26 protein-coding genes are annotated in these 24,793 nt (G+C 35.6%); all 26 read left to right on the forward strand.

Features of this window, described 5'->3' with window-relative positions; all coding sequences use genetic code 11:
- The first annotated feature begins 10 nt into the window (after positions 1–10).
- The 26 genes from sucC to NiCM35_RS00975 all read left to right on the forward strand — a co-directional run bounded on the left by sucC (position 11) and on the right by NiCM35_RS00975 (position 24,783).
- Entirely contained in the window at positions 11–1,186 is a 1,176-nt protein-coding gene (gene sucC, locus NiCM35_RS00850; RefSeq protein WP_047939991.1) for an ADP-forming succinate--CoA ligase subunit beta, read from the forward strand.
- The gene (gene sucD, locus NiCM35_RS00855) at positions 1,186–2,103 is read left to right on the forward strand and encodes a succinate--CoA ligase subunit alpha (RefSeq protein WP_095329168.1); all 918 of its coding nucleotides are present in this window, start codon (positions 1,186–1,188) and stop codon (positions 2,101–2,103) included. Before sucC ends, sucD begins: the two co-directional genes overlap by 1 nt.
- Before the next feature lie 243 nt (positions 2,104–2,346).
- Complete coding sequence (dprA, locus tag NiCM35_RS00860) at positions 2,347–3,216, forward strand: DNA-processing protein DprA (protein WP_095329169.1); 870 nt, start codon at positions 2,347–2,349, stop codon at positions 3,214–3,216.
- 463 nt (positions 3,217–3,679) lie between these two features.
- Positions 3,680–5,755 (forward strand): type I DNA topoisomerase, encoded by a 2,076-nt coding sequence (gene topA, locus NiCM35_RS00865; protein WP_095329170.1) that lies wholly within the window; start codon positions 3,680–3,682, stop codon positions 5,753–5,755.
- Between the two features lie 463 nt (positions 5,756–6,218).
- The gene (gene xerC / locus NiCM35_RS00870) at positions 6,219–7,121 is read left to right on the forward strand and encodes a tyrosine recombinase XerC (RefSeq protein WP_123257451.1); all 903 of its coding nucleotides are present in this window, start codon (positions 6,219–6,221) and stop codon (positions 7,119–7,121) included.
- A 34-nt stretch (positions 7,122–7,155) separates the two neighbouring features.
- A complete protein-coding gene (gene hslV, locus NiCM35_RS00875; RefSeq protein ID WP_016201113.1) occupies positions 7,156–7,698 on the forward strand; it encodes an ATP-dependent protease subunit HslV in 543 nt (180 codons plus the stop codon).
- Positions 7,699–7,713: 15 nt separating this feature from the next.
- Positions 7,714–9,123, forward strand: coding sequence for an ATP-dependent protease ATPase subunit HslU (gene hslU, locus NiCM35_RS00880; protein ID WP_095329172.1), 1,410 nt, complete (start codon positions 7,714–7,716; stop codon positions 9,121–9,123).
- A gap of 98 nt (positions 9,124–9,221) precedes the next feature.
- Positions 9,222–10,004 (forward strand): GTP-sensing pleiotropic transcriptional regulator CodY, encoded by a 783-nt coding sequence (codY, locus tag NiCM35_RS00885; RefSeq protein WP_095329173.1) that lies wholly within the window; start codon positions 9,222–9,224, stop codon positions 10,002–10,004.
- Between the two features lie 742 nt (positions 10,005–10,746).
- Positions 10,747–11,130, forward strand: a complete 384-nt coding sequence (gene flgB / locus NiCM35_RS00890; RefSeq protein ID WP_095329180.1) for a flagellar basal body rod protein FlgB — start codon at positions 10,747–10,749, stop codon at positions 11,128–11,130.
- A 5-nt stretch (positions 11,131–11,135) separates the two neighbouring features.
- Positions 11,136–11,588: a flagellar basal body rod protein FlgC gene (gene flgC / locus NiCM35_RS00895; protein WP_123257452.1), complete on the forward strand. Its 453-nt coding sequence runs from the start codon at positions 11,136–11,138 to the stop codon at positions 11,586–11,588.
- 21 nt (positions 11,589–11,609) lie between these two features.
- On the forward strand, positions 11,610–11,918 hold the full coding sequence (gene fliE, locus NiCM35_RS00900) for a flagellar hook-basal body complex protein FliE (protein WP_095329182.1): 309 nt from the start codon (positions 11,610–11,612) through the stop codon (positions 11,916–11,918).
- Between the two features lie 157 nt (positions 11,919–12,075).
- On the forward strand, positions 12,076–13,662 hold the full coding sequence (gene fliF / locus NiCM35_RS00905) for a flagellar basal-body MS-ring/collar protein FliF (protein WP_433778289.1): 1,587 nt from the start codon (positions 12,076–12,078) through the stop codon (positions 13,660–13,662).
- Positions 13,663–13,674: 12 nt separating this feature from the next.
- On the forward strand, positions 13,675–14,691 hold the full coding sequence (gene fliG / locus NiCM35_RS00910; RefSeq protein ID WP_095329184.1) for a flagellar motor switch protein FliG: 1,017 nt from the start codon (positions 13,675–13,677) through the stop codon (positions 14,689–14,691).
- Positions 14,684–15,448 (forward strand): flagellar assembly protein FliH, encoded by a 765-nt coding sequence (fliH, locus tag NiCM35_RS00915; RefSeq protein ID WP_176474177.1) that lies wholly within the window; start codon positions 14,684–14,686, stop codon positions 15,446–15,448. Before fliG ends, fliH begins: the two co-directional genes overlap by 8 nt.
- Entirely contained in the window at positions 15,445–16,761 is a 1,317-nt protein-coding gene (fliI, locus tag NiCM35_RS00920; protein WP_095329186.1) for a flagellar protein export ATPase FliI, read from the forward strand. The genes fliH and fliI overlap by 4 nt, the downstream gene beginning before the upstream one ends.
- A 4-nt stretch (positions 16,762–16,765) precedes the next feature.
- Positions 16,766–17,218 (forward strand): flagellar export protein FliJ, encoded by a 453-nt coding sequence (gene fliJ, locus NiCM35_RS00925; protein WP_123259601.1) that lies wholly within the window; start codon positions 16,766–16,768, stop codon positions 17,216–17,218.
- Positions 17,219–17,815, forward strand: coding sequence for a MotE family protein (locus tag NiCM35_RS00930; protein ID WP_123259600.1), 597 nt, complete (start codon positions 17,219–17,221; stop codon positions 17,813–17,815).
- A 31-nt stretch (positions 17,816–17,846) separates the two neighbouring features.
- Positions 17,847–19,550, forward strand: coding sequence for a flagellar hook-length control protein FliK (locus NiCM35_RS00935; protein ID WP_433778293.1), 1,704 nt, complete (start codon positions 17,847–17,849; stop codon positions 19,548–19,550).
- A 14-nt stretch (positions 19,551–19,564) separates the two neighbouring features.
- Positions 19,565–20,209, forward strand: a complete 645-nt coding sequence (gene flgD, locus NiCM35_RS00940; protein ID WP_095329190.1) for a flagellar hook assembly protein FlgD — start codon at positions 19,565–19,567, stop codon at positions 20,207–20,209.
- Between the two features lie 11 nt (positions 20,210–20,220).
- Positions 20,221–20,622, forward strand: a complete 402-nt coding sequence (locus NiCM35_RS00945; protein WP_095329191.1) for a TIGR02530 family flagellar biosynthesis protein — start codon at positions 20,221–20,223, stop codon at positions 20,620–20,622.
- 73 nt (positions 20,623–20,695) lie between these two features.
- Positions 20,696–21,478: a flagellar basal body rod protein FlgG gene (gene flgG, locus NiCM35_RS00950; protein WP_095329192.1), complete on the forward strand. Its 783-nt coding sequence runs from the start codon at positions 20,696–20,698 to the stop codon at positions 21,476–21,478.
- Between the two features lie 50 nt (positions 21,479–21,528).
- Positions 21,529–21,750 carry a flagellar FlbD family protein gene (locus NiCM35_RS00955; RefSeq protein ID WP_095329193.1) on the forward strand — a complete coding sequence of 74 codons (222 nt, stop codon included), beginning with the start codon at positions 21,529–21,531 and terminating at the stop codon, positions 21,748–21,750.
- Positions 21,740–22,168 (forward strand): flagellar basal body-associated protein FliL, encoded by a 429-nt coding sequence (fliL, locus tag NiCM35_RS00960; RefSeq protein ID WP_095329194.1) that lies wholly within the window; start codon positions 21,740–21,742, stop codon positions 22,166–22,168. The genes NiCM35_RS00955 and fliL overlap by 11 nt, the downstream gene beginning before the upstream one ends.
- Before the next feature lie 31 nt (positions 22,169–22,199).
- Positions 22,200–23,198 carry a flagellar motor switch protein FliM gene (gene fliM, locus NiCM35_RS00965; protein ID WP_095329195.1) on the forward strand — a complete coding sequence of 333 codons (999 nt, stop codon included), beginning with the start codon at positions 22,200–22,202 and terminating at the stop codon, positions 23,196–23,198.
- Positions 23,188–24,399 (forward strand): flagellar motor switch phosphatase FliY, encoded by a 1,212-nt coding sequence (fliY, locus tag NiCM35_RS00970; protein WP_163185005.1) that lies wholly within the window; start codon positions 23,188–23,190, stop codon positions 24,397–24,399. The genes fliM and fliY overlap by 11 nt, the downstream gene beginning before the upstream one ends.
- A 21-nt stretch (positions 24,400–24,420) precedes the next feature.
- Positions 24,421–24,783 carry a response regulator gene (locus tag NiCM35_RS00975; protein WP_016201134.1) on the forward strand — a complete coding sequence of 121 codons (363 nt, stop codon included), beginning with the start codon at positions 24,421–24,423 and terminating at the stop codon, positions 24,781–24,783.
- Positions 24,784–24,793 lie beyond the last annotated feature (10 nt).

A 24,793-nucleotide genomic window follows, 5' to 3' on the forward strand; every position in this document is an offset into this window, starting at 1 on the left:
GTGTGGAAGCTTGAATATTCATGAATATCAGGGGAAAGAGATTTTAGAATTAAATGGCGTCGCAGTACCAAAAGGAAAAGTAGCTTTTACAGTAGAAGAGGCAGTGCGAGCTGCGGAAACATTAAATAGTGATGTATGGGTAGTGAAAGCGCAAATCCATGCAGGTGGTCGCGGTAAGGCTGGAGGAGTAAAAGTTGCCAAAAGCTTAGATGAAGTACAAACATATGCTTCAGATATTCTAGGGAGCACATTAGTAACTCATCAAACAGGTCCCGAAGGAAAAGTTGTGAAACGATTATTAATTGAAGAAGGTTGTCGAATCAAGAAGGAATATTACATAGGATTTGTCGTGGATCGAGCAACATCTAGAATCGTATTGATGGCCTCTGAAGAAGGCGGCACAGAAATTGAGGAAATTGCAGAAAAGTACCCAGAGAAGATCGTAAAAGAAGTTATTGATCCAGTGACTGGTCTAACTCCATTTCAAGCACGTCGAGTTGCTTTCTCTATTAACATTCCGAGCAAGCAAGTTAATAAAGCAGTTGCCTTTATGACTGGATTATATAAAGTATTTGTTGAAAAAGACTGCTCTATCGCCGAAATTAATCCCTTAGTTTTAACGGAAGATGGGAATATTATCGCACTGGATGCAAAATTAAATTTTGATTCAAATGCATTGTATAGACATAAAGATATTGTTGCATATAGGGATTTAGATGAAGAAAATGAAAAAGAATTAGAAGCTTCTAAATATGATTTAAGCTATATTGCGTTAAATGGAAATATCGGCTGTATGGTAAATGGTGCTGGACTTGCTATGGCAACAATGGATATTGTTAAGCATTATGGCGGAGAACCGGCCAACTTCTTAGATGTTGGGGGCGGCGCGACAGCAGAAAAAGTAACGGAAGCATTTAAAATCATTCTATCTGATTCTAACGTGAAGGGGATTTTTGTCAATATTTTTGGTGGCATCATGAAATGTGATGTTATTGCGACCGGAATTGTGGAAGCTGCAAAGCAAGTTAGTCTTCATGTGCCATTAGTTGTTCGCTTAGAAGGAACAAATGTGGAACTTGGCAAAAAAATTCTTCGAGAATCTGGAGTAGATATTGTTGCAGCAGAATCGATGGCTGATGGTGCTGAGAAAATTGTAACCCTAGTAGAACAAGGAGGGAATGCATAATGAGTGTTTTTATTAATAAAGATACAAAAGTCCTTGTCCAAGGAATCACAGGTGCAACAGCACTATTTCATACTAAGCAAATGCTTGAATATGGGACGAAAATAGTTGGCGGGGTAACACCAGGGAAAGGTGGTACAACGGTAGAGGGAGTGCCTGTATTTAATACCGTTAAAGATGCAGTAGATGTAACCGAAGCAAATGCATCTGTTATTTATGTACCAGCTCCATTTGCAGCAGACGCTATTTTAGAAGCGGTTGATGCTGAACTAGACTTAGTAATCTGTATTACCGAACATATTCCTGTTCTGGACATGGTGAAAGTTAAGCGCTACTTGGAAGGGAAAAAGACTAGATTAATAGGACCAAACTGTCCAGGAGTGATTACCCCAGAAGAATGTAAAATTGGCATTATGCCAGGATATATTCATAAGAAAGGGCATGTAGGGGTTGTCTCTCGTTCTGGTACTTTAACATATGAGGCTGTTCATCAACTATCTCAAGCAGGGATTGGTCAGTCAACAGCTGTTGGAATTGGTGGAGATCCAGTCAATGGAACAGATTTTATTGATACGTTAAAAGCATTTAATGAAGATGAAGATACGTATGCAGTTATCATGATAGGGGAAATCGGCGGGACGGCTGAAGAAGAAGCAGCCCGCTGGGTGAAAGAAAATATGACGAAGCCAGTTGTTGGATTTATCGGCGGTCGTACAGCTCCTCCAGGAAAGCGTATGGGTCATGCGGGGGCAATAATCTCTGGTGGTAAAGGAACAGCAGATGAAAAAATTAGTGTTCTAACGGAATGCGGCATTAAAGTAGCCCCAACACCATCTGATATGGGAGCAACGCTAATTGAGGTGTTAAAAGAGCAGTCGATATACGAAAAATGTAAGACGCATGAAGTAGTAGCAAAATAGAGAAAAGCTTAATCTAGCCTTATTCTACTAAATAAGGCTAGGTTTTTTCTTGATTTTTTTCAAGAGGATGGCATATGTAGCTAATCTACTAATTTACAAGGGAAACAGTATAACAATGCTAGGAATTTTCAGGAAAACTCATTATAATGAAGGAAGATAATTCCTTACTTAATTTATGTTTCTCTTTCTTTTGTATTTTTAGCTAATTTCTTTGTGAAAAGGAGAAAGCGAAAGGAAGAAAAGATGGAAATAATAAATAAATTATTAGTGAAATTACATCATTGTCAAGGAATCAGCTGGAAAATGATCGATCGTCTTCTAAAAGAAGATCCCACTCTTCAGTTGGAGAAAATCCCTTCCTTTATATCCTCTATTTCACCTACTATGGAAAAGGAAATAGTAAAGACAATCCATTCTCATCATGTAGAAGAACAATTAATCCAGTATCGTTATAATCAAATTCATCCAATTACATTTTTTGATCCGTTATATCCGCCGTTTTTAAAAGAAATATATCAGCCACCTTGGGTTCTTTATGCAAAAGGAGATCTTGAGCTGCTACAATCGAAGAGAAAGCTTGCAATTGTAGGTTCGCGCTTAGCTACCAGTTATAGTACTAAAGTAATAAAGAGGTTGATGAAAGAACTAGTAGAGGAGAAAATCACCATTGTAAGTGGACTTGCGCATGGGGTTGATTCGATTGCCCATAAACTGGCAATTGAAAATGGCGGCAAAACCATCGGTGTTATTGCTGGAGGTATTTTTCATATCTATCCAAAAGAAAGCATACAGTTAGCAGGAGATATGATGAAACATCATTTAGTCATCTCCGAATATCCTCCGCTAACTAAGCCGCTAAAATGGCAATTTCCCATGAGAAATCGAATTATAAGCGGTTTAAGCAATGGAACACTTGTAGTAGAAGCGAAGAAAAAAAGTGGATCGTTAATAACTGCTAATTTCGCAGTAAATGAAGGACGGGATGTATTTGCTGTTCCAGGAAATATATTTAGTCCCTATTCAGATGGTCCAAATGAATTAATACAACAAGGCGCAAAGCCAGTGCTTGAAGCAAAAGATATACTAGAAGAATGGAAGCATATATCGGAGTAAAAAAAAGTAAAACTAGAGTAGCTTAGCATACAAATATATTAAGTAAAATAATCATTTTCACAGATAGTAAAATGAAAATAGTTTGCAATACAAAAGGAAAGTGATACGCTATAAGCAGCAAATTATATAAGGGATTATCTTTTTTTGTAAGGTCAGTATGACTAATACCTCTTCTAATGAGAATTTAACGGAGGGGATTTAGCGGCAGTTAAGAAAGTAAAAACGTTACTCCAAACCAAAGCGTAAGAAATTCCATAAATTTGGAGTTTTTCATGAAACTTCAAAAAAAGTGTTGCTATTTTTATCATTTTGTTATACATTTTGCAACGTATAGATATTTAAAAGATAAAATGATGTAAATAAAGAGAGTGAAAACGTTTGCTAGTTATCGGAATGTTTGACAAATCAAAACATAGTATACAATAATAGTGAATATTTAAATCCCTCTTAAGGAGGACAGTTAATGTCAGATTTTTTAGTAATCGTTGAGTCACCAGCTAAAGCAAAGACAATAGAACGATATTTAGGAAAAAAATATAAAGTGAAAGCATCAATGGGGCACATTAGGGATTTGCCTAAAAGCCAAATGGGTGTTGATATAGAAAAACAATTTGAGCCGAAGTACATAACTATCCGTGGAAAAGGCCCTGTATTAAAAGAACTGAAAACAGCAGCAAAAAAAGCCAAAAAGATTTATTTAGCAGCTGACCCGGATCGTGAAGGAGAGGCAATTGCTTGGCATTTAGCAAATAGCTTAAATGTGGATATCGAATCAGATTGCCGCGTTGTTTTCAATGAGATAACAAAAGATGCCATCAAAGAATCATTTAAGCATCCTCGTGCAATAAATATGGATTTAGTAGATTCTCAGCAGGCTAGAAGAGTTTTAGACCGCTTAGTGGGTTATAATATCAGTCCATTATTATGGAAAAAAGTAAAAAAAGGGCTTAGTGCGGGAAGAGTACAATCAGTTGCAGTACGTCTCATTATTGAAAGAGAACAAGAAATTAAAGAATTTGTACCAGAAGAATACTGGTCCATTGAAGGAAGCTTTATAAAAGGAAAAAATAATTTTGAAGCATCTTTTTATGGTATCAATGGAAAAAAAGTCGAGTTGCATTCAGAAGATGAAGTGAAAAAAATTACTAGTCAGTTAAAAGATAATAAGTTTACTGTCGATAAAGTGAGTAAAAAAGAGCGGAAGAGAAACCCTGCCGTTCCATTTACAACTTCTTCTTTACAGCAGGAAGCTGCCCGCAAATTGAATTTCCGAGCAAAGAAAACAATGATGTTAGCACAGCAATTATATGAAGGTATAGATCTTGGTAAAGAAGGAACAGTGGGTTTGATAACCTATATGAGAACGGATTCCACTAGAATATCAGAGGTTGCACAAAGTGAAGCATATGACTATATAAATAGTCATTATGGCAAAGAGTATACACGTGAAGAGAAGAAACAAGAGAAGAAAAATCCAAAGGTCCAAGATGCCCATGAAGCAGTCCGTCCAACTAGCATTGGTCGTGAGCCGAGTAAGATGAAGGAATATTTATCTCGAGATCAATTTCGATTGTATAAGCTAGTGTGGGAAAGATTTATTGCCAGCCAAATGGCTCCGGCAGTTATGGATACAATGAGTGTGGATTTATCAAATGGTAACGTACTTTTTCGTGCTAATGGTTCAAAAATTAAGTTCCCAGGTTTTATGAAGGTATATGTGGAGGGTACAGATGACAACGTTGATGAGAAAGATCGACAACTCCCAGATTTAAAAGAAGGAGATGTTGTCTTAAATAAGGATATTGATACAAAGCAGCATTTCACTCAGCCACCTCCACGTTATACAGAAGCAAGATTAGTTAGAACACTAGAGGAATTGGGAATAGGAAGACCATCTACATTCGCACCAACCTTAGATACGATTCAAAAACGAGGTTATGTGGCCCTTGATAACAAACGATTTATTCCAACGGAGCTTGGGGAAATTGTTTTAGAGTTAATTTTAGAATTTTTCCCGGAAATATTAAATATTGAGTTTACAGCCAATATGGAACAAGACTTGGATAATATTGAGGCGGGCAAGGTCAATTGGGTAAAGGTTATCGACGATTTTTATAAAACGTTCGAGAAAAGACTGGAAGTTGCAGAACAAGAGATGCAAACCATTGAAATCAAAGATGAGCCAGCTGGAGAGGATTGCGAAGAATGTGGCCACCCGATGGTATTTAAAATGGGCCGTTATGGGAAATTTATGGCATGTAGTAATTTTCCAGAGTGTAGAAATACGAAAGCAATCGTGAAGGATATTGGAGTGAAATGTCCGAAGTGCCATGAAGGAAATATAATTGAAAGAAAAAGTAAAAAACGTAGAATTTTTTATGGTTGTGATCGATTCCCAGAATGTGACTTCATTTCATGGGATAAACCACTACAAAGACCATGTCCAAAATGTGAAAATATGTTAGTGGAGAAAAAATTAAAAAAAGGTGTTCAAGTACAGTGCGTAAACTGTGACTACAAAGAAGAACCACAAAGCTAAAAATAGCTAGAATAAATAAATTTATATGAGGGTGAGCAAATGCTCACTCTCTTGTCACGTTACTGTCGAAGTTTTCTCTCCTAAATTAGATATATAATGGAAGAAAAATAGATGTTTGCGAAAAAAATATTAATTCACTTGAAGTAGAAACTTTTCATTCTTTCAATCGTATAGTAAAATGCTATGAGTGAACATCATCCATACTTTTTAACAGAATAAAAAATGACAATTTATTTACATTTGTAGTATTATTCTAATTCCTTTGTGCTTAAAGCGATATACTCTAAAAAGAAAGTGCCATAAACATTTAGGGTTAGTCCTAATCTCAAAAGGGAAGAATGTAGAAACAATAGGACATGAAAGAATTATTGCGAACAATTCGGAACTTTGTGAAAAATATGTAAATTAATTGATTGTAGCTAAAAAGTATGATAATATGATGAAGCCATTGTGAGGTGAGGTTATGAAACAGGAATTAAACAATCATGTTCAAGCATTTATTGCCTATTTGCAGATTGAAAAAAATTACTCACCATATACAATAGAATTTTATACACAAGATATTAACCAATTCTTTCACTTTATGAAAGATCAAGTAATAGACAAGTTAGAAGACGTGAGTCCATCTGATGTAAGAATATACTTAACAGAGCTTTTTTCAATGCAATTAGCAAGAAAAACAATTGCGCGAAAAATCTCTAGTTTGAGAAGTTTTTATCGTTTTTTGCTTAGGGAAAAAATAGTGGAAAATAACCCGTTTTCTGCTGTATCAATCCCAAAGCTAGAAAAGAGATTACCTGATTTTTTCTACGAGGAAGAATTGCAGCAACTCTTTTTATCATGTGATACGAACACGCCCCTTGGACTAAGAAATAAAGCATTGCTTGAATTATTGTATGCAACCGGCATCCGTGTTGGTGAATGCACAAAAATTCAGTTGAGTGATATTGATTTTAGTGTCTCAACTGTGTTAGTTAGGGGAAAGGGCCAAAAGGAAAGATATGTTCCGTTTGGTAGTTTTGCTCATAATGCTCTGGAAGCGTACATAAAAGCGGGTAGGAATCAGTTGATGAAAAACTCAACAGATCATTCTTATCTGTTTGTTAATTATCGCGGAGGAATTTTAACAGATAACGGAGTTCGTGATATCTTAAATAAAATGATGAATACTTCATCCTCACAAGGGAAAATTCATCCCCATAAATTGAGACATTCATTTGCCACACATTTACTGGCTAATGGTGCAGATATGAGAACCGTTCAGGAATTATTAGGTCATGCATTTTTAACGTCAACACAAATATATACGCATGTCACAAATGAGTATCTAAAAAAGACGTATATGTCTTATCATCCTAGGGCATAGTCAATTGGTAGAAGGAGGAAGTAACATGTCTGAAATGCCACAATTTCATGCAACAACAATTTTTGCAGTTAAACATAAAGGGAAATCAGCAATGTCTGGTGATGGTCAAGTCACGCTTGGAAATGCTGTTGTGATGAAACATACAGCCCGTAAGGTTAGAAAGCTTTTTAATGGGAAAGTAATTGCAGGATTTGCGGGATCAGTTGCGGATGCCTTTACTCTTTTTGAACTATTTGAAGGAAAATTAGATGAGTATAATGGGAACCTACAACGTGCTTCAGTAGAGCTTGCGAAGCTCTGGCGCAGTGATAAAGTTCTTAGAAAACTTGAAGCGATGCTGATCGTAATGAATGAAACGGATCTATTATTGGTATCTGGAACAGGAGAAGTAATAGAACCAGATGATGGTATACTTGCAATTGGATCTGGCGGAAACTATGCTTTAGCAGCTGGCAGAGCACTAAAAACTTACTCAGGAGATAATCTTTCTGCATATGATATCGCTAAAGCAGCTCTAGAGATTGCTGGTGAGATTTGTGTCTATACAAATAATAATATCATCGTGGAAGAATTATAGGGGAGGATTTTTAATATGCAAAAAAGCGCTAGTTTAACACCTCGGCAAATTGTAGAACGACTTGATCAATATATTGTCGGACAAAAAGATGCAAAAAAAGCGGTGGCTGTCGCTTTAAGAAACCGTTTTCGCAGAAGTCTTCTTGATGAAAAGTTAAGAGATGAGATTAGTCCGAAAAATATTTTGATGATTGGACCTACTGGTGTCGGAAAAACGGAAATTGCCAGAAGAATTGCAAAAATTGTTAATGCGCCATTTGTTAAGGTAGAAGCTACTAAATTTACAGAGGTGGGATATGTTGGCCGTGATGTAGAATCAATGGTCCGTGATCTTGTCGAAACATCTGTACGCTTGGTAAAGGAAGAGAAGATGTTTCAAGTAAGAGAAAGAGCGGAAGTTGCGGCAAATAATCGTCTCGTTGAATTATTAGTTCCGTCTGCTGCAAAGAAAACATCCAGTTATAAAAACCCTCTGGAAATGCTTTTCGGCGGCGGTGGGGCAGACACAGAGGAAGAAGAGCCTACTGTAGAAGAAACTAGTAAATCAGAAAAGAGAAAAATAGTAAAAGAAAAGCTTGCTCTAGGTGAACTGGAAGATGAAGTGGTTTCTGTAGAAGTGGAAGAACAACAGCCTTCTATGTTTGATATGCTCCAAGGTTCTGGTATGGAACAAATGGGGATGAATATGCAGGACGCTTTAAGTAGTTTTATGCCGAAAAAGAAGAAAAAGCGAAAACTAACAGTTAGGGAAGCACGTACAATATTAACAAACGAGGAAGCTCAAAAATTAATCGATATGGATGAGGTTACCCAAGAAGCAGTCGTTCGTGCTGAGCAAATGGGAATGATATTTATCGATGAAATTGATAAAATTGCCAGCAAATCAAACAGTAGTTCTTCAGCTGATGTTTCCAGAGAAGGTGTGCAGCGAGATATTTTACCTGTAGTAGAAGGATCAACGGTTGTGACAAAATATGGATCAGTTAAAACAGACCATGTATTGTTTATTGCTGCTGGAGCATTTCATATGTCAAAGCCTTCTGATTTAATTCCAGAGCTACAAGGAAGATTTCCGATTCGTGTAGAACTTACTAAATTAACAGTGGATGATTTTTATCGTATTCTTGTGGAACCAGATAATGCGTTGATTAAGCAATACCAAGCATTATTGTATACAGAAGGTATAGAAATTGAATTTTCTGACGAAGCTATTCGTAAGATAGCTGAAGTGGCTTATGAAGTCAATCAAAATACAGACAATATCGGTGCGCGAAGACTGCATACTATTCTCGAAAAATTATTGGAAGATCTGTCTTTCGAAGCACCAGAAATAACAATGGAAAAAATAACGATTACTCCAAAGTATGTGGAGGAGAAGTTAGGAGCCATCTCAAGAAATAAGGATTTAAGTCAATTTATACTCTAATGAAAGCCAATTGGAATTTAAACTCCTGAATTGTTAAAGGTATAAGTAGACATAGATTTATTTCAAGTGTTGGTTTTAGTTAACAGGAGGAATAAAAAATGGATTTATTAACAAAAACGAGAAAAATTAATGCAATGTTACAAAGAGCTGCTGGAAAACCAGTTAATTTCAAAGAAATGTCTGAAACATTAAGTGATGTTATCGAAGCAAATATCTTTGTTGTTAGCAGAAGAGGAAAATTATTAGGTTTTGCAGTTCATCAGCAAATCGAAAATGATCGTATGAAAAAAATGTTTGAAGATCGTCAATTCCCTGAGGAATACACAAATAGCTTGTTTAATATTCAATCAACTTCTAGTAATTTAGAAATTGAAAGTGAATATACTGCTTTCCCAGTTGAAAATAAAGAATTATTTGCTAAAGGGTTAACAACTATTGTACCAATTATTGGTGGAGGAGAAAGATTAGGAACATTAATTCTTGCAAGATTACAAGAACAATTCCAAGACGATGATTTGATTCTTGCTGAATACGGTGCTACTGTTGTTGGTATGGAAATTCTTCGTGAAAAAGCAGAAGAAATTGAAGAAGAAGCAAGAAGTAAAGCGGTTGTTCAAATGGCAATCAGTTCACTATCCTATAGTGAATTAGAAGCTATTGAGCATATTTTTGAAGAATTAAACGGAAGTGAAGGCTTATTAGTAGCTTCTAAAATCGCAGACCGTGTAGGAATTACAAGATCTGTAATTGTCAACGCATTGCGTAAATTAGAAAGTGCTGGTGTTATTGAGTCTCGTTCATTAGGAATGAAAGGTACTTATATAAAAGTGCTTAACGATAAATTCTTATTAGAACTTGAAAAGTTAAAAACAAATAAATAAGGATAAAATATTATTCATTATAAAAAAAACCTTTTTCTTTAATAGAAAAGGTTTCAGACTGTCGACAAACTCCTAATTCGGTAATTAGGAGTTTGTCTTAGTTTATAAATATACATTATTTTAAATAAGAGTTAATTTCCGTTGCAGGGGTTCGCTTTCCGTGGGGCTCGCGCTGAGCCGCTTCGGCCTAAAGGCCTGCAGGGTCTCAGACTGTCTCGCAGATCCCACAGGAGTCTCACCCCTTTCACTCCAATCAATGCATAATAATTCCATTTGCATTTCCTAAATTCCTTTTGTCAACAAGTTGAAACCTTTTTCTTTAATAGAAAAGGTTTTTTTATGTGACAAAAATAGAGAGGATTTTTTGAAATCATCAATCGAATAGCTAATAAGCTATGTACATATTATTCGACAAAAACCGCGTATTTTCCATTTATTTTTCATTTACATTACAGTATGGCAAAAGGTATATTAAATCTCATAGCAGAAAAAGGGAAGCGATTAGTAAGTTATAACTATGATAATAGTAACATCGGCATAGTGAAAAAACATTTTTTACCCTGATTTAAGATAATTTAAACCAAATATTAACTAAAATAGGAAAAAAGAATCACTAAAATATTCCTCTTTTCCATGGACATATTATTACAAATTAATTAAAATTAAAACTATCATGTAAAAATCGTCATCAAAAAACAAAAATCAACATTTTTTTCAAAATGACTGCTCGAGGTGTGATGAAGTGAAACTTTTCTCAAATACAATAACTACCTTAGAAAATGCAATAAATTATTCGAATCAAAAGCAAAAAGTAATCTCGCAAAATATTGCAAATGTTGACACGCCGAATTATAAAGCAAAGACAGTGACTTTTAAAGATTCGTTATCTAGTGCAATGGAAGCTAATGTAACGAATAGTAAGCATATTCCGTTTTCAGCTCCTAATACTGCTTCAACATCTGTCATTACAAAGAATAGAGTTACTTACAATAACAGCGGAAATAGTGTCGATATGGAAAAAGAGATGACAGACCTTGCGACAAACCAAATCTATTACAATGCATTAGTAGATCGAATTAGCGGAAAATTTAGTTCCCTTGAAAATGTAATTAGGGGAGGTAAGTAATAAAAATGACCATTTTTACTAGTATGAATACTACTGCTTCTGCTTTAACAGCACAACGGCTAAGAATGGATGTAATTTCATCTAATATGGCAAATGTTGATACAACAAGAGGTAGATTAGTAAATGGTGAGTGGGAGCCATACAAAAGAAAACAAGTAGTGTTTCAAGAACAAGAAGGATCATTTGCCTCTCATTTAAATGCTGCAAGAGGGAATAGCGCGAATACTGCAGGTGGAGTGAAGGTGTCACGCATTGTAGAAGATGATACACCGTTTGAAATGGTGTACGATCCGGAGAACCCAGAAGCGGACGAAACAGGATATGTTCGTATGCCCAATGTGGACCCTTTACGAGAGACGGTTGATTTAATGAGTGCATCAAGATCATATGAAGCAAATGTGACTGTTTTAAATGCATCAAAAAGTATGTTAATGAAAACATTAGAAATCGGTAAATAAAACAAAAAAAGGAGTACTTAAATGGAACCAATTAATTTTTCATCCGTATCATCTGCATTACCGTTAACAAATTCGGCAACGAGTAATAAGACAGCTGTAGCAGATACGCAAAAAAAATTTGCTTCGTTTTTAAAAGAATCAATTAACAATGTAAATCAAGCGCAAAACGAATCAGATATGCTAACAAATAAGTTAGCAAGAGGAGAAAACGTTGATTTATCTCAGGTGATGATTGCCTCGCAAAAAGCAAGCATTACCATGCAAGCTACGTTAGAAATTCGCAATAAGGCAGTAGAAGCTTATCAAGAAATGATGCGAATGTCAGTTTAATGTAAGACTGTTTTCTATAAAGATTACACTTTTAGTAAGAAAGCGAAGTTGCTTCTACTATAGACAAGTAAGTGTCCATGCCATTTAAGTAGAAGACAGTCAATATAAAAGATGGGCGGTTTATACCTATACAAATTACGGTAGCCGGGGGAAGAGAATGAAAGAGAATCTAAATAAAATATTTAATCCTTTAAAAGAGTTTTGGCAAAGTCGTTCTAAAAAGCAAAAGACTGTGATAACAGGTAGCGGACTTTTGCTTATTCTAATTGCTGTGTTTGCGACTTATTTTTTTACAAGAGTAACGTTAGTGCCATTATACAGCAATTTAACACCTTCTGAAACGGGAGCTATTAAGGAGAATCTAGATAGTAAAGGGATAACTTCTGAAATATCAGGTGGAGGTACCGTGATTAGTGTTCCAGAGGAAGTAGTCGATACATTAAAAGTACAACTTGCGGCAGAAGGGATACCTAAGTCTGGTAGTATTGATTATTCCTTTTTTAGTGAGAATGCAAGCTTTGGAATGACAGATAACGAATTTAATGTATTAAAATTAGATGCCCTGCAGACGGAAATTGCTAATTTAATAAAGGGTGTTGATGGAATTAATGATGCCAATGTTGTTATCACATTACCAGAAGAAAGTGTATTTGTTTCAGATCAAGGGGGAGAAGCTACAGCTTCGATTGTATTAAATACAAAGCCGGGCTATAACTTCTCTGAAAATCAAATAGAAGGGTTATATACACTCGTGTCCAAAAGTGTACCAAACCTTCCTACAGATAATATCGTCATTACGAATCAAAACTTTGAGTATTTTGATTTAAATTCTTCAGATAATTCTGCGACAGATACTTTTACTGCGCAAAATAATGTGAAAAAGCAAATTGAACGTGATATTCAAAGACAAGTCCAAACAATGCTAGGGACGTTGATGGGCCAAGATAAAGTTGTAGTGTCTGTTACTGCTGATATAGACTTTACCCAAGAAAACAGAGAAGAAAACCTAGTTACGCCAGTTGATGAAGAAAATATGGCGGGAATTGAAATAAGTGCACAGAATATTACAGAAACATATACAGGTGAAAATGCTGCCGGTGGAGTTGTGCAGGCAGAAGACGATGCAGATGTAACTACTTATAATTCAGAAACAGGATCCGGAAATGGCAACTATGAAAAAGTCGATCAAACCGTTAATAGGGAAGTAAATCGGATAAAAAAACAAATTGTGGAGAGTCCTTATAAAGTTCGTGATTTAGGTATTCAAGTAATGGTAGAGCCACCTGATGCAAATGATTCTACTTCCTTACCACAGGAAAGTATCGATGATATTTCTAATATATTAGGGACAATTGTTAGAACTTCAATTGATAAAACATCAACAGGTGGAGAATTAACAGATGAGGATATCCAAAGTAAGATTGCTGTGTCTGTACAACCGTTTAACGGTAAAAAACAAGCAGCAGACGTTGTTAAAGCATCAATCCCATGGTGGATTTACGCTGTTGGAGGAGGCTTGCTTGCAGTTATTATTCTATTAATCTTCTTCGTTATGAAAGCAAGAAAGAAAAAACAGGAAGAAGAAATAGAAGAAATTATTCAGCCGGTTGCTCCTGTAGCAGATATTAATGAGGAACAACAAGAATCAGAAGGAACAATAAGACGAAAACAGCTTGAAAAAATGGCGAAAGAAAAACCAGAGGAATTTGCAAAATTACTTCGTACATGGATTACGGAAGATTAAGGGGTGGTGTAGATGGCAAGAAAAGAATCAAATGAGTTATCTGGGAAACAGAAAGCGGCCATTCTCCTTATATCGCTAGGTCCTGATGTTGCAGCTTCGGTTTATAAGCATTTGAGTGAGGAAGAAATTGAGAAACTATCTTTAGAAATATCAGGAGTTAGAAAGGTCGAGAATACTTCTAAAGAAAGTGTTTTAGAAGAATTTCATAATATTGCGCTTGCTCAAGATTATATTTCACAAGGTGGTATTGGGTATGCAAAAACGGTGTTAGAAAAGGCTCTTGGGACAGAACAAGCGTCGATTATTTTAAATAGGCTTACTTCTTCTCTGCAAGTAAGACCTTTTGATTTTGCGAGAAAAGCAGATCCAAACCAAATATTAAATTTTATTCAAAATGAACATCCGCAGACGATTGCGTTAATTTTATCTTACTTGGATCCCACTCAGGCAGGTCTAATCCTGTCTGAGCTTCCACAGGAAGTTCAAGCTGATATTGCGAAGAGAATTGCTGTAATGGATAGTACTTCACCTGAAATTATTAACGAAGTCGAGCAAATATTAGAAAGAAAATTATCGAGCACTGTTACGCAAGATTATACTCAAACTGGTGGTATTGAAGCGGTTGTTGAAGTACTAAATGGAGTCGATAGAGCAACAGAGCGCACTATTTTAGACGCACTCGAAATCCAAGATCCAGAATTAGCAGAAGAAATTAAAAAGAGAATGTTTGTCTTTGAAGATATCGTTACATTGGATAATAGAGCAATTCAAAGAATTATTCGTGATTGTGAAAATGAAGATCTTATGCTTGCACTTAAGGTATCTGGTGATGAAGTGAAAGAAATTGTTTATGGCAACATGTCTACTAGAATGGCTGAGTCCTTTAAAGAAGAGATGGAATTTATGGGACCTGTACGCTTGAAGGATGTAGAAGAAGCACAATCAAGAATTGTTGGTATTATCAGACGTCTTGAGGATGCTGGCGAAATCGTAGTTGCCCGAGGCGGAGGAGATGATATCATTGTCTAGATTAATAAAGTCAAGATATTCAAAGCCAGAGGACGCTAATGAGAAAGTTATTTCGATTAAGTATATAGATACCTTCAATGCTGAGGTGGATCTTTCTAGGGAAGTTACACAAACGGAATATAACAGAATAGTAGAGTCGGCTCGGAAAGAAGCAGATGAAATGAAAGCCCAAGCTTTGGAAGAAGCCGAACTTATACGAGCACAGCTTATGGAAGAAAGACAAAACTGGGATATAGAAAAAGGGAATTTAATTGAAGAAGCGAGGAAAAATGGTTTTCAAGCAGGTTACGAAGAAGGTCAAAATGTAGGATATAATGAAATGTTAAGTTTTATTCAACAAGCGAAAGACACAGTAACTGCATCAAAAGAGGATTACGAAAAATACTTACAATCTGCTGAAACTACTATATTGGAGCTTGCAATTGAAGTTGCCGAAAAAATTATGAATAACAAGATAAAAGAAGAGGAAGAAAACTTCCTCTATCTTGTACAAAATGCTCTTAAAGAAGTAAGGAAACAGAAGGAAATACAGTTACATGTCAGTCCTATCCATTATGAAATGGTAATAGCAGAAAAAGAAGAATTGTTACAACTATTTCCGATTAAGCCAAATCTTTTCATTTTCCCTGATGAAACGATTGATGAAAATGCTTGTATTATCGAAACGGCAAACGGGCGTTTAGATGCAAGTGTTGATACGCAATTGCTTATGATTAAAAATAAGTTACTTGAAATATTGGAGAGTGAAGAAGGGTGAAAGCACTTGAGTTACTAAGCTCGATTTCGTCCATTGACACTTATAAGCAATATGGCCGTGTGAATAAAGTTGTAGGGTTAATGATTGAATCACAGGGACCGGAAAGTTCTATTGGTGATGTATGTAATATCCACATTGGTACAAAGCATAAACGAATTATCAAGGCAGAAGTTGTAGGGTTTAATGAGGGGAATATCATTTTAATGCCATATACAACTGTCCAAGACATTTCACCAGGCTGTTTAGTAGAAGCCTCTTCTGAGCCATTAGAAATTAAGGTTGGACCAGGATTAATAGGTACTGCGGTTGATGCTTTAGGAATGCCTTTAGACGGATCGATGTTACCAAAAGGCTTAAAGTCTGTTCCAATTGATCAAGAGCCTCCTAATCCAATGACAAGACCACCTATTTCCCAATCGATGGAAGTAGGAGTTCGGTTAATTGATGGACTTTTAACGGTTGGCACTGGACAAAGACTTGGGATTTTTGCAGGTAGTGGTGTTGGGAAAAGTACATTGCTAGGAATGATTGCCAGAAATACAAAAGCAGATTTAAATGTGATCGCCTTGATAGGGGAACGCGGTAGAGAAGTACGAGAATTTATTGAACGTGACTTAGGGCCAGAGGGGCTGAAGCGATCGATTGTTGTTGTTGCAACATCTGATCAACCAGCTTTAATGCGAATTAAGGGTGCGTATACTGCTACTGCTATTGCCGAATATTTTCGCGATAAAGGATTAAATGTCATGTTAATGATGGATTCTGTTACTCGGGTTGCAATGGCGCAAAGAGAAGTGGGACTTGCTATTGGTGAACCGCCGACCACAAAAGGATATACACCTTCTGTATTTGCTATCTTGCCAAAACTCTTAGAAAGAACGGGAACAAACGAATTTGGAAGTATAACAGCCTTTTATACCGTATTGGTTGATGGGGATGATATGAATGAACCGATCGCAGATACCGTACGCGGTATTTTAGATGGCCATTATGTATTAGACCGTGAGCTTGCTAATAAAGGGCAATATCCTGCTGTGAATGTCTTAAAAAGTGTAAGCCGCGTGATGAATCATGTTGTGTCAAAAGAGCATGTAAAAGCGGCCGAGCGATTACGAGATCTTTTGAGTACTTATATGAATTCGGAAGATTTAATCAACATAGGTGCCTATAAAAAAGGTTCTTCTAAAGAGATTGATACAGCAATTAGGTTATATCCTAGCATCCTATCTTATATAAAGCAGGAAACAGATGAAAAGGTTTCAATTGAGGAGAGCCTTCATTCCTTATTAACTTTAGTTGGAACAGAGGGATAAAAAGATGAGCTATCAATTTAAATTCGAAAAAATTTTAACGATTCGCGAAAGAGAAAAAGAGGAAGCAAGCTCTGCTTACAATCAATCGGTAAACAGATTTGAAGAAGCGGCTGAAAATCTCTATGAGCTGTTGAAAAGAAAAGAAGATCTGGAAGCATATCAAGCAGAAAAAATGATGTCCGGATTATCGGTTCAAGAAATTAGACACCATCAGCAATTCGTGGGCAATTTAGCAAAAACAATTGAACATGCCCAAAAAATGGTGCAAAATGCACGGAATTCAATGGTTTATTTTCAAGAGAAAATGCTTGAAAAAAACCTTGAAGTAAAAAAGTTTGTGAAAATAAAAGAAAAAGACCATTCGAATTATTTAGCAATAGCAAGAGCGGAAGAGGCCAAGCAAATGGATGATATTTCTCTTCAACAATACATGCACCATGAAAAGGTAGGTGGCTAAATGGAAAATTCATGGGAAGAAAAAAAGAAGCCATTTAATATTTTTCAACGATTTCTTATGGTTGCAGTCATTCCGACAATATTTGCAATCATCGTTCTCGTCCTTTTGCTTATGTATTCAGGAGCAGATGTTGCAGAGAAAGGAAAAGAGTTATTAAATGCAATTCCTTTTCTGAGTGAAGAAAAAAAATCTACCGATAAATTACTGGAAAATAATAAAAATACAATTAGCTCTTTACAAACAAAACTAAAAGAACGAGATAAAGAAATAAAGTCACTAGAGTCACAATTAGAAAATAGTGAAAATAGATTTCAATCTGCTAATTCGGAAAAAGAGAAGCTGCAGAGTGAGTTACAATCTCTCCAGTCAGCCCAAGAGGAAACAAAGAAAGCTATGAATGAGATTGTTAAAACATATGAAACAATGTCTCCGAAAAATGCAGCGGCTATTTTATCAGAAATGAGCGAAAAGGAAGCAATGAAAATTTTGGGAGAACTTAAACCAGCAAAACTTGCTTCGGTATTAGAGAAAATGGAGCCAGCTGTTGCTTCCAAATATACAGAGCTGCTATCAAAATCAGCAAAAGCAAGTCAATAAAACTTAAAGTGGCTAGAAAGGGGGTGAAAAATTGCAATTAGAACTGATAAATTCATTGCGAAAAGTGGAAGTAGCTAGTGGAAACAAAGGGATGCTAAACGAAAAACTTGGCGGAAAGTTTTTATTGCTGATAAATTCTTTACAAACAACTAATCAACAAGAAAAATCAAGTCCAAAAGTTGCTCAAGATCAACAGAAAGAAGGCTTAAATCAGCTTTTAGCATTATTGTCTAGTTCATCAAAAGAAATTCCCAATGAAGAAATTTCTATGAGTCTAGAAAAGCTATGGAATACTTACTATGATATTTCAGATCAAAGTGGTATCAATGATTTAGAAGCGACCGATATGGAAGGTATCATAGCTGCAACATTTATTAAGATTGAAAACAAGATTACTCAAGTATTAATAGAAGGACAAAATTCGAGGATAACTCCAGAAATGTTTAATCATACAGAGTTACCAGATTTATTTTCTGATTTAAAGCTGCTTGAGAAAACAGTAAAAAGTTTACCTGATCTTACTATCAATGAAAAAATTGCTGAAACCGTAGAAGATTTACAAGGATTTATTCTTTCCTTAAACAATTTTTTAGAACAAAATATGTACTCTAATGAAAGCATAGCAGGTACGGTGCAAAGCGCTGAACAAAACGTGGAACCTTTTGTAGAGGGTGAGCGTGAACGAAAGAAAGTAGCTGCCTATACTATGATTACAAGTGAGGCTATCTCTGGTAAGGAAAACTTGGTATCTGGAGCTTCCATTGTCAAAGAGATAGAAAATCAAAAAGTAGTGAATAATGGAATTTTAAAAAATAGTACTGGGAACTCCCTTTCAGAGGACATAGCCAAAACAAAGAATATCGAAAGCGTAATTAATCATAATATGGAAGATTTTCCGAATGTTTTTTCCAAGTTCGATACAAAACTGTTGGCATTGCAAAATAGTTTGTTGCAAGAAAATAAAAATATAATTGGTTGTGAGCAGAAAAGAACAACACAAGCTTATCTTAACCAAGAAGCGGAAACAGAAAATCATGTAATCGCAGCGACAACGGAGCTAAAGACAATTATATCTTCTATTCTTGGAAAATTAGATAAGCAATTAGTCGAAAAGAATACGATTCTACCAAAAATAGTTAACCCCATTATGGTAAGCTCCTTAAGAAAGTCAGGAGAGTTATTAGGGTCAAATACAGAAATAAAGGGAAACGTTGAAGTTGGTGAAGGAGATACAGACACAAAAATATTATCATCTATTCCAACTACTTTTCTGAAGCAAGACCCGCTTATGCTCCTAAGTGATTCAGGAGAAGCGATCCATTCGAAAAGGGTAGAAGAACAATTTGTAAAAATTTTGGCAAATAGTACATTTACTAAAACGAGCGATATGCAAAAGCTAACTATTCGACTAGCGCCAGATCATTTAGGATCTATTCGAATTGAGATAACTCAGAATGAAGGAAATATGATTGCTCGAATTATTACTGCGAATACTGAGGCGAAAGACGTATTAGAAAAACAACTTACTAGTTTGAAACATGGTTTAACCGCGCAGAATTTACAAGTTGATAAAGTGGATATTGTTGTTTCTCCACAACCTCAAGATAGGTTGCAAAGAGATCAGCAGCAAGAACAGCAACATCCACATCAGCAAAGAGAAAAGAAAGATGAAAATGATGATGAGAATAAACAAAAAGCTTCTTTTATTGAGGAGTTATTAAATATTGAAGTATAGAGGAGCAAGTACCGATGGCAAATACAATAAATGACCCTTCTCTCTCTTTATCAGAATATCAGAAATCGAAATCTAATACTTCCACAGGCAGCTCATCGCTAGGAAAAGATGCTTTCTTGAAGCTTTTAATTACACAATTACAAAACCAAGATCCAACAAGTCCAATGGATGATAAAGAGTTTATCGCACAAATGGCTCAGTTCTCAAGTTTGGAACAAATGCAAAATTTAAATACTGCGATGACTAATTTAATCTCTCTGCAAACTCAGTCGAATCTTATCTCATACGGGCAATTTATTGGTCAAGAAGTAAATTGGAGCAAAGTAGTAACTGATAAAGCTGGGAATGACAAAACATATTCTGGTACCGGAAAGGTGAGTTCGATTGCTTATTCAGAAGACAGTGTGATCTTCACATTGGAGGATGGAACAAAAATTGTGCCTGCTAACATATCAAGTATGAATAAAAATGCTTCGGAAAATAATCTTGTGCTAGCAAGTCAACTGATTGGAAAAAACGTTTCTTATTTGAATGAGAATGGGGATGAAGTAAGTAATAAAGTTCTATCTGTGTCCTTGAAAAATGGACAAATTCAACTGACTTTAGGTGATGATGCAGAAACGAAAATTACTTCAGGACAAATTATAAAAATTGAATAGGAAGTGATTAAATGGATAAGCCAGTTTATCCTTCCATAAAATCACATGCAGCAATTAAAAATGGTATTGAGGCGCTTAAAACTAAGTCAACTTTGCATAAAGCCCAAAACATTCCATCATTTTCTACTCATTTACAACAGTCTATTTCTTCATTAAATACGCTGAATATTAGTAAACATGCTAATGAAAGACTTCAGGAGCGAGGAATTAAGATAGAGGCCGCTAAATGGAGAGCGATCGAGGAAAAAGTTACCGAGGCAAAGAAGATGGGAATAAAGGAATCGTTAGTACTGTTAAATAATGCAGCCTTAATTGTTAGTGCAAAAAATAATACCGTAATAACAGCAATGGACCGTGAAGAAGCGACAAATCAAATTTTTACTAATATAAATGGAACAATTATTATGAATTAAAAGGCTGGACCAAAATTGGAGGCCAAAAACTGCTGAGTGATAGACGCAGTTCATTCGAAGGGAGATAATATAAATGTTACGTTCATTATATTCAGGGATAAGCGGAATGAAAAACTTTCAAACAAAATTAGATGTTATTGGGAATAATATCTCCAATGTAAATACTTATGGTTTTAAAAAAGGTCGTGCGACATTCAGTGATTTGATTAGTCAAACGGTTTCTGGTGCAACCGCTCCTGCAAATGGAAATGGTGGTACGAATTCGAAGCAAATCGGGCTAGGATCTCAGCTTGCATCAATCGATACGGTTCATACTCAAGGGCCTACACAGTATACAGGCAGAGGGCTTGATTTGGCAATTTCTGGTGAGGGGTACTTTGTTGTAGAAGATGGAGAAGGTAATTCATTTTATACTAGAGCAGGGAACTTTGACTTTGATAAAGATCGAAATATCGTTACGTCGAGTGGACTTAAAGTGTCTGGTGTAGGTATTATTCCAGCCACAGCAAAAAGTTATAGCATAGGTACGGATGGAACCGTTACTTATGTTGCTGAAAATGGAGAAACACAAAATGCTGGACAAATCGTACTTGCAAAGTTTAATAATCCAGGAGGGTTAGAGAAAGTAGGCGGAAATATTTTTCAGGTTTCTAATAACTCTGGAGATCCTATTTTGACTACTCCTGGACAAGCAGGTACTGGTTCAGTTAATAGTAGTTACTTAGAAATGTCAAATGTTGACTTATCAGAAGAATTTACAGATATGATCGTTTCTCAAAGAGGTTTTCAGGCAAATACAAAAATCATTACAACTTCAGATGAAATTCTTCAAGAATTAGTTAATTTAAAACGATAATTTAATTGGAGGGGCAGGGGTTATTCGTAAGGTTAGCCCCTAATAAAAAAATGATACAGTTAACTCGGCTAAATGGAAAAAAGTTTTTACTTAATGCTTTATTTATTGAAACAGTCGAATCTTTTCCTGATACAACGATAACTTTAACTAATGGAAATAAATTTGTTGTTAAAGAAAGTGAAGAGGATGTATTAGAGAAAATGAATCATTTTTTTCAAAAAGTAAACCTCTTCGGATTACCACATGTGGGAGAGAAAGACGATGAAGAATAATAAAGTTATTATTATAATGCTCGTTTTATTATTAGTTATTACACTGGCAGGAGCAGGAGCTTTCATTTATATTTGGAAATTTACTGGCGAGCAAAAGACAAATGAACCTTCGATTGACGAAATCTTGGAATCTTCTGTGGATATTGAGGAAATGACGACAAATTTAGCTTCTAATAATTTCATCCGAATATCCTTTAAGATCCAGACAGATAGTAAGGAAGCAAAGGAAGAATTAGAAAAGAGAGATTTTCAAGTTAAGAATATTATTATTCAAGAATTATCTGAGAAAAAATCAGAAGAATTAAAAGGGAAAAATGGCCAAATTAAATTAGAGAACGATCTTAAGGATAAAATTAATGAACTGATGCAAGAAGGCAAAGTAGTCCAAGTTTATATTGTAAACTCTCTACTCCAATAAAATAAAAGAGAATAGATGGAGGTGAGTAATTTTGTCAGCTGATATTTTATCCCAAAATGAAATAGATGCCCTGCTATCTGCTTTATCATCTGGTGAAATGGATGCAGATGAGCTGAAAAAAGAACAACTGGAAAAAAAGGTCAAGGTATATGATTTTAAAAGAGCATTACGGTTTTCGAAGGATCAAATTCGAAGCTTAACAAGAATTCATGAGAATTATGCTAGATTATTAACAACTTTTTTCTCTGCACAATTAAGGACATATGTGCAAATATCTGTTACATCAGCAGATCAAATTCCATACGAAGAGTTCATTCGTTCGATTCCGAAAATGACTATTTTAAATGTATTCGATGTTCCGCCGCTAGAAGGCAGAATCTTGATGGAAGTAAATCCTAATATTGCCTATGCTATGATGGACCGAATGATGGGCGGTAGAGGCAGCAGTCTAAATAAAGTGGAAAATTTGACAGAAATTGAAACGAAAATTATGTCAAATACATTCGAAAGTGCCTTTGATCATTTTAGAGAGGCAATGGAAGATTTAGTGGATATTGAACCAAGTCTTGCTGAATTCGAAGTAAATCCACAGTTTTTACAAATGGTTTCTCCTAATGAAACGGTTGTAGTAATTTCCTTAAGTACTACAATTGGGGAAACAAGTGGAATGATAAATATTTGTATTCCGCATGTGGTGCTAGAGCCGATTATTCCGAAGCTATCCGGGCATTATTGGATGCAGGCAGAGAAAAAGGAGAGATTACCTGAATTTACTGCTCGTTTAGAAGAAAATATTCAGCAATCGATTGTGCCGGTTGTCGCTGAACTTGGAACTTCTGATATTTCCATCCAGGATTTTTTAATGTTGGACATTGGAGATGTTATTGAAATGAATCAAACGATACAACAGCCCTTAATCATTAAAGTTGGAGATATCCCTAAATTTATTGGACAACCTGGTAAATTAAATAAAAAAATGGCTGTTCAAGTATTAGGAACTTTAGAGGAGGGGAAGGAAGATGGTGAGTAAGGATATGCTTTCACAAGATGAAATAGATGCTCTCTTAAGGGGAGATAGTGATACAAATGATAGTTCAGAAATGGATGCAGAAAAGTATTTATCAGATATAGAGAAAGATACGTTAGGAGAAATCGGAAATATATCCTTTGGTAGCTCAGCGACAGCTCTGTCTACGTTATTAAATCAGAAAGTAGATATTACGACACCTACCGTAAGCGTAATATGCAAGAATATGCTGGCAGATGAGTTTCCCCAACCTTATGTCGCAATAAGGGTTAATTATACAGAAGGATTTTCGGGCATGAATTTACTTGTTATTGAACAAGCAGATGCAGCTGTTATTGCTGATTTGATGCTTGGGGGAGATGGATTGAATACAAATCCTGAAATGTTAGGAGAAATCCAGCTAAGCGCAGTGCAAGAAGCGATGAACCAAATGATGGGATCTGCTGCAACATCCATGTCTACCATTTTTAGCAAAAAAGTAGATATTTCTCCACCAAGTATCGATATTTTAAACATTCATGATGGAGAAGGAACGGAGTCGATTCCGGATGAAGATGTCTTAGCTAAAATTTCTTTTCGAATTAAGATTGGGGATTTAATTGATTCAAAGATCATGCAAGTATTACAGCTTTCTTTTGCGAAAAAGTTAGTGGAAGGGTTAATAAATCCTAATAATAGAGAAGAAGAAGTTTCCAATATTCCCGAAGTGGATTATAATTCAGTATATGAGCCAAAAGAACCAATGCAAGAGTCACATGCAACGGCTAATTACCAAACAGCTTCAAATCCAATGGCGAATAATCCTGTTAATACTAATTCTCAGCCAGCAAATGTGACGCAGCAGCAATATTTTGGTTCAGGAAATCATACACAAGGTCCACCACCAAATGTGCAGCCTGCAGGATTTTCTAGTTTTGATACACCGACTTCAACCGTTACAGAAACAAAGAATTTGGATATGTTACTAGATATACCATTACAAGTAACGGTTGAGCTTGGCAGAACGAAGCGATCAGTTAAGGAAATTCTAGAGTTGTCTTCAGGCTCTATTATTGAATTAGACAAGTTAGCAGGAGAACCTGTTGATATTCTTGTAAATAACCGATTGGTTGCACAAGGAGAAGTAGTGGTAATTGATGAGAATTTCGGTGTGCGTGTAACTGATATTGTTAGTCAAAAGGATCGATTAAAAAATTTAAAATAATTTTTGGGGGTTTTGAGGAATATGGCACAGAAAATATTAATCGTTGATGACGCCGCTTTTATGCGAATGATGATTAAGGATATATTATCGAAGAATGGGTATGAAATCGTAGGAGAAGCTGCAGATGGTATGCAAGCAATCGAAAAATATAAGGAAACACAACCAGACTTAGTAACAATGGATATTACCATGCCAGAAATGGATGGAATTACTGCCTTAAAAGAAATTAAAAATATTAATCCAAATGCGAAAGTTATTATGTGTTCAGCAATGGGACAACAAGCAATGGTTATTGATGCAATCCAGGCTGGTGCAAAAGATTTTATTGTTAAGCCATTCCAGGCAGACCGTGTATTGGAAGCTATCAGTAAAACATTAGGCTAAAAATTATATT

This window comes from Niallia sp. M35 (assembly GCF_050971705.1).
GTDB lineage: Bacteria > Bacillota > Bacilli > Bacillales > Cytobacillaceae > Niallia > Niallia circulans_A.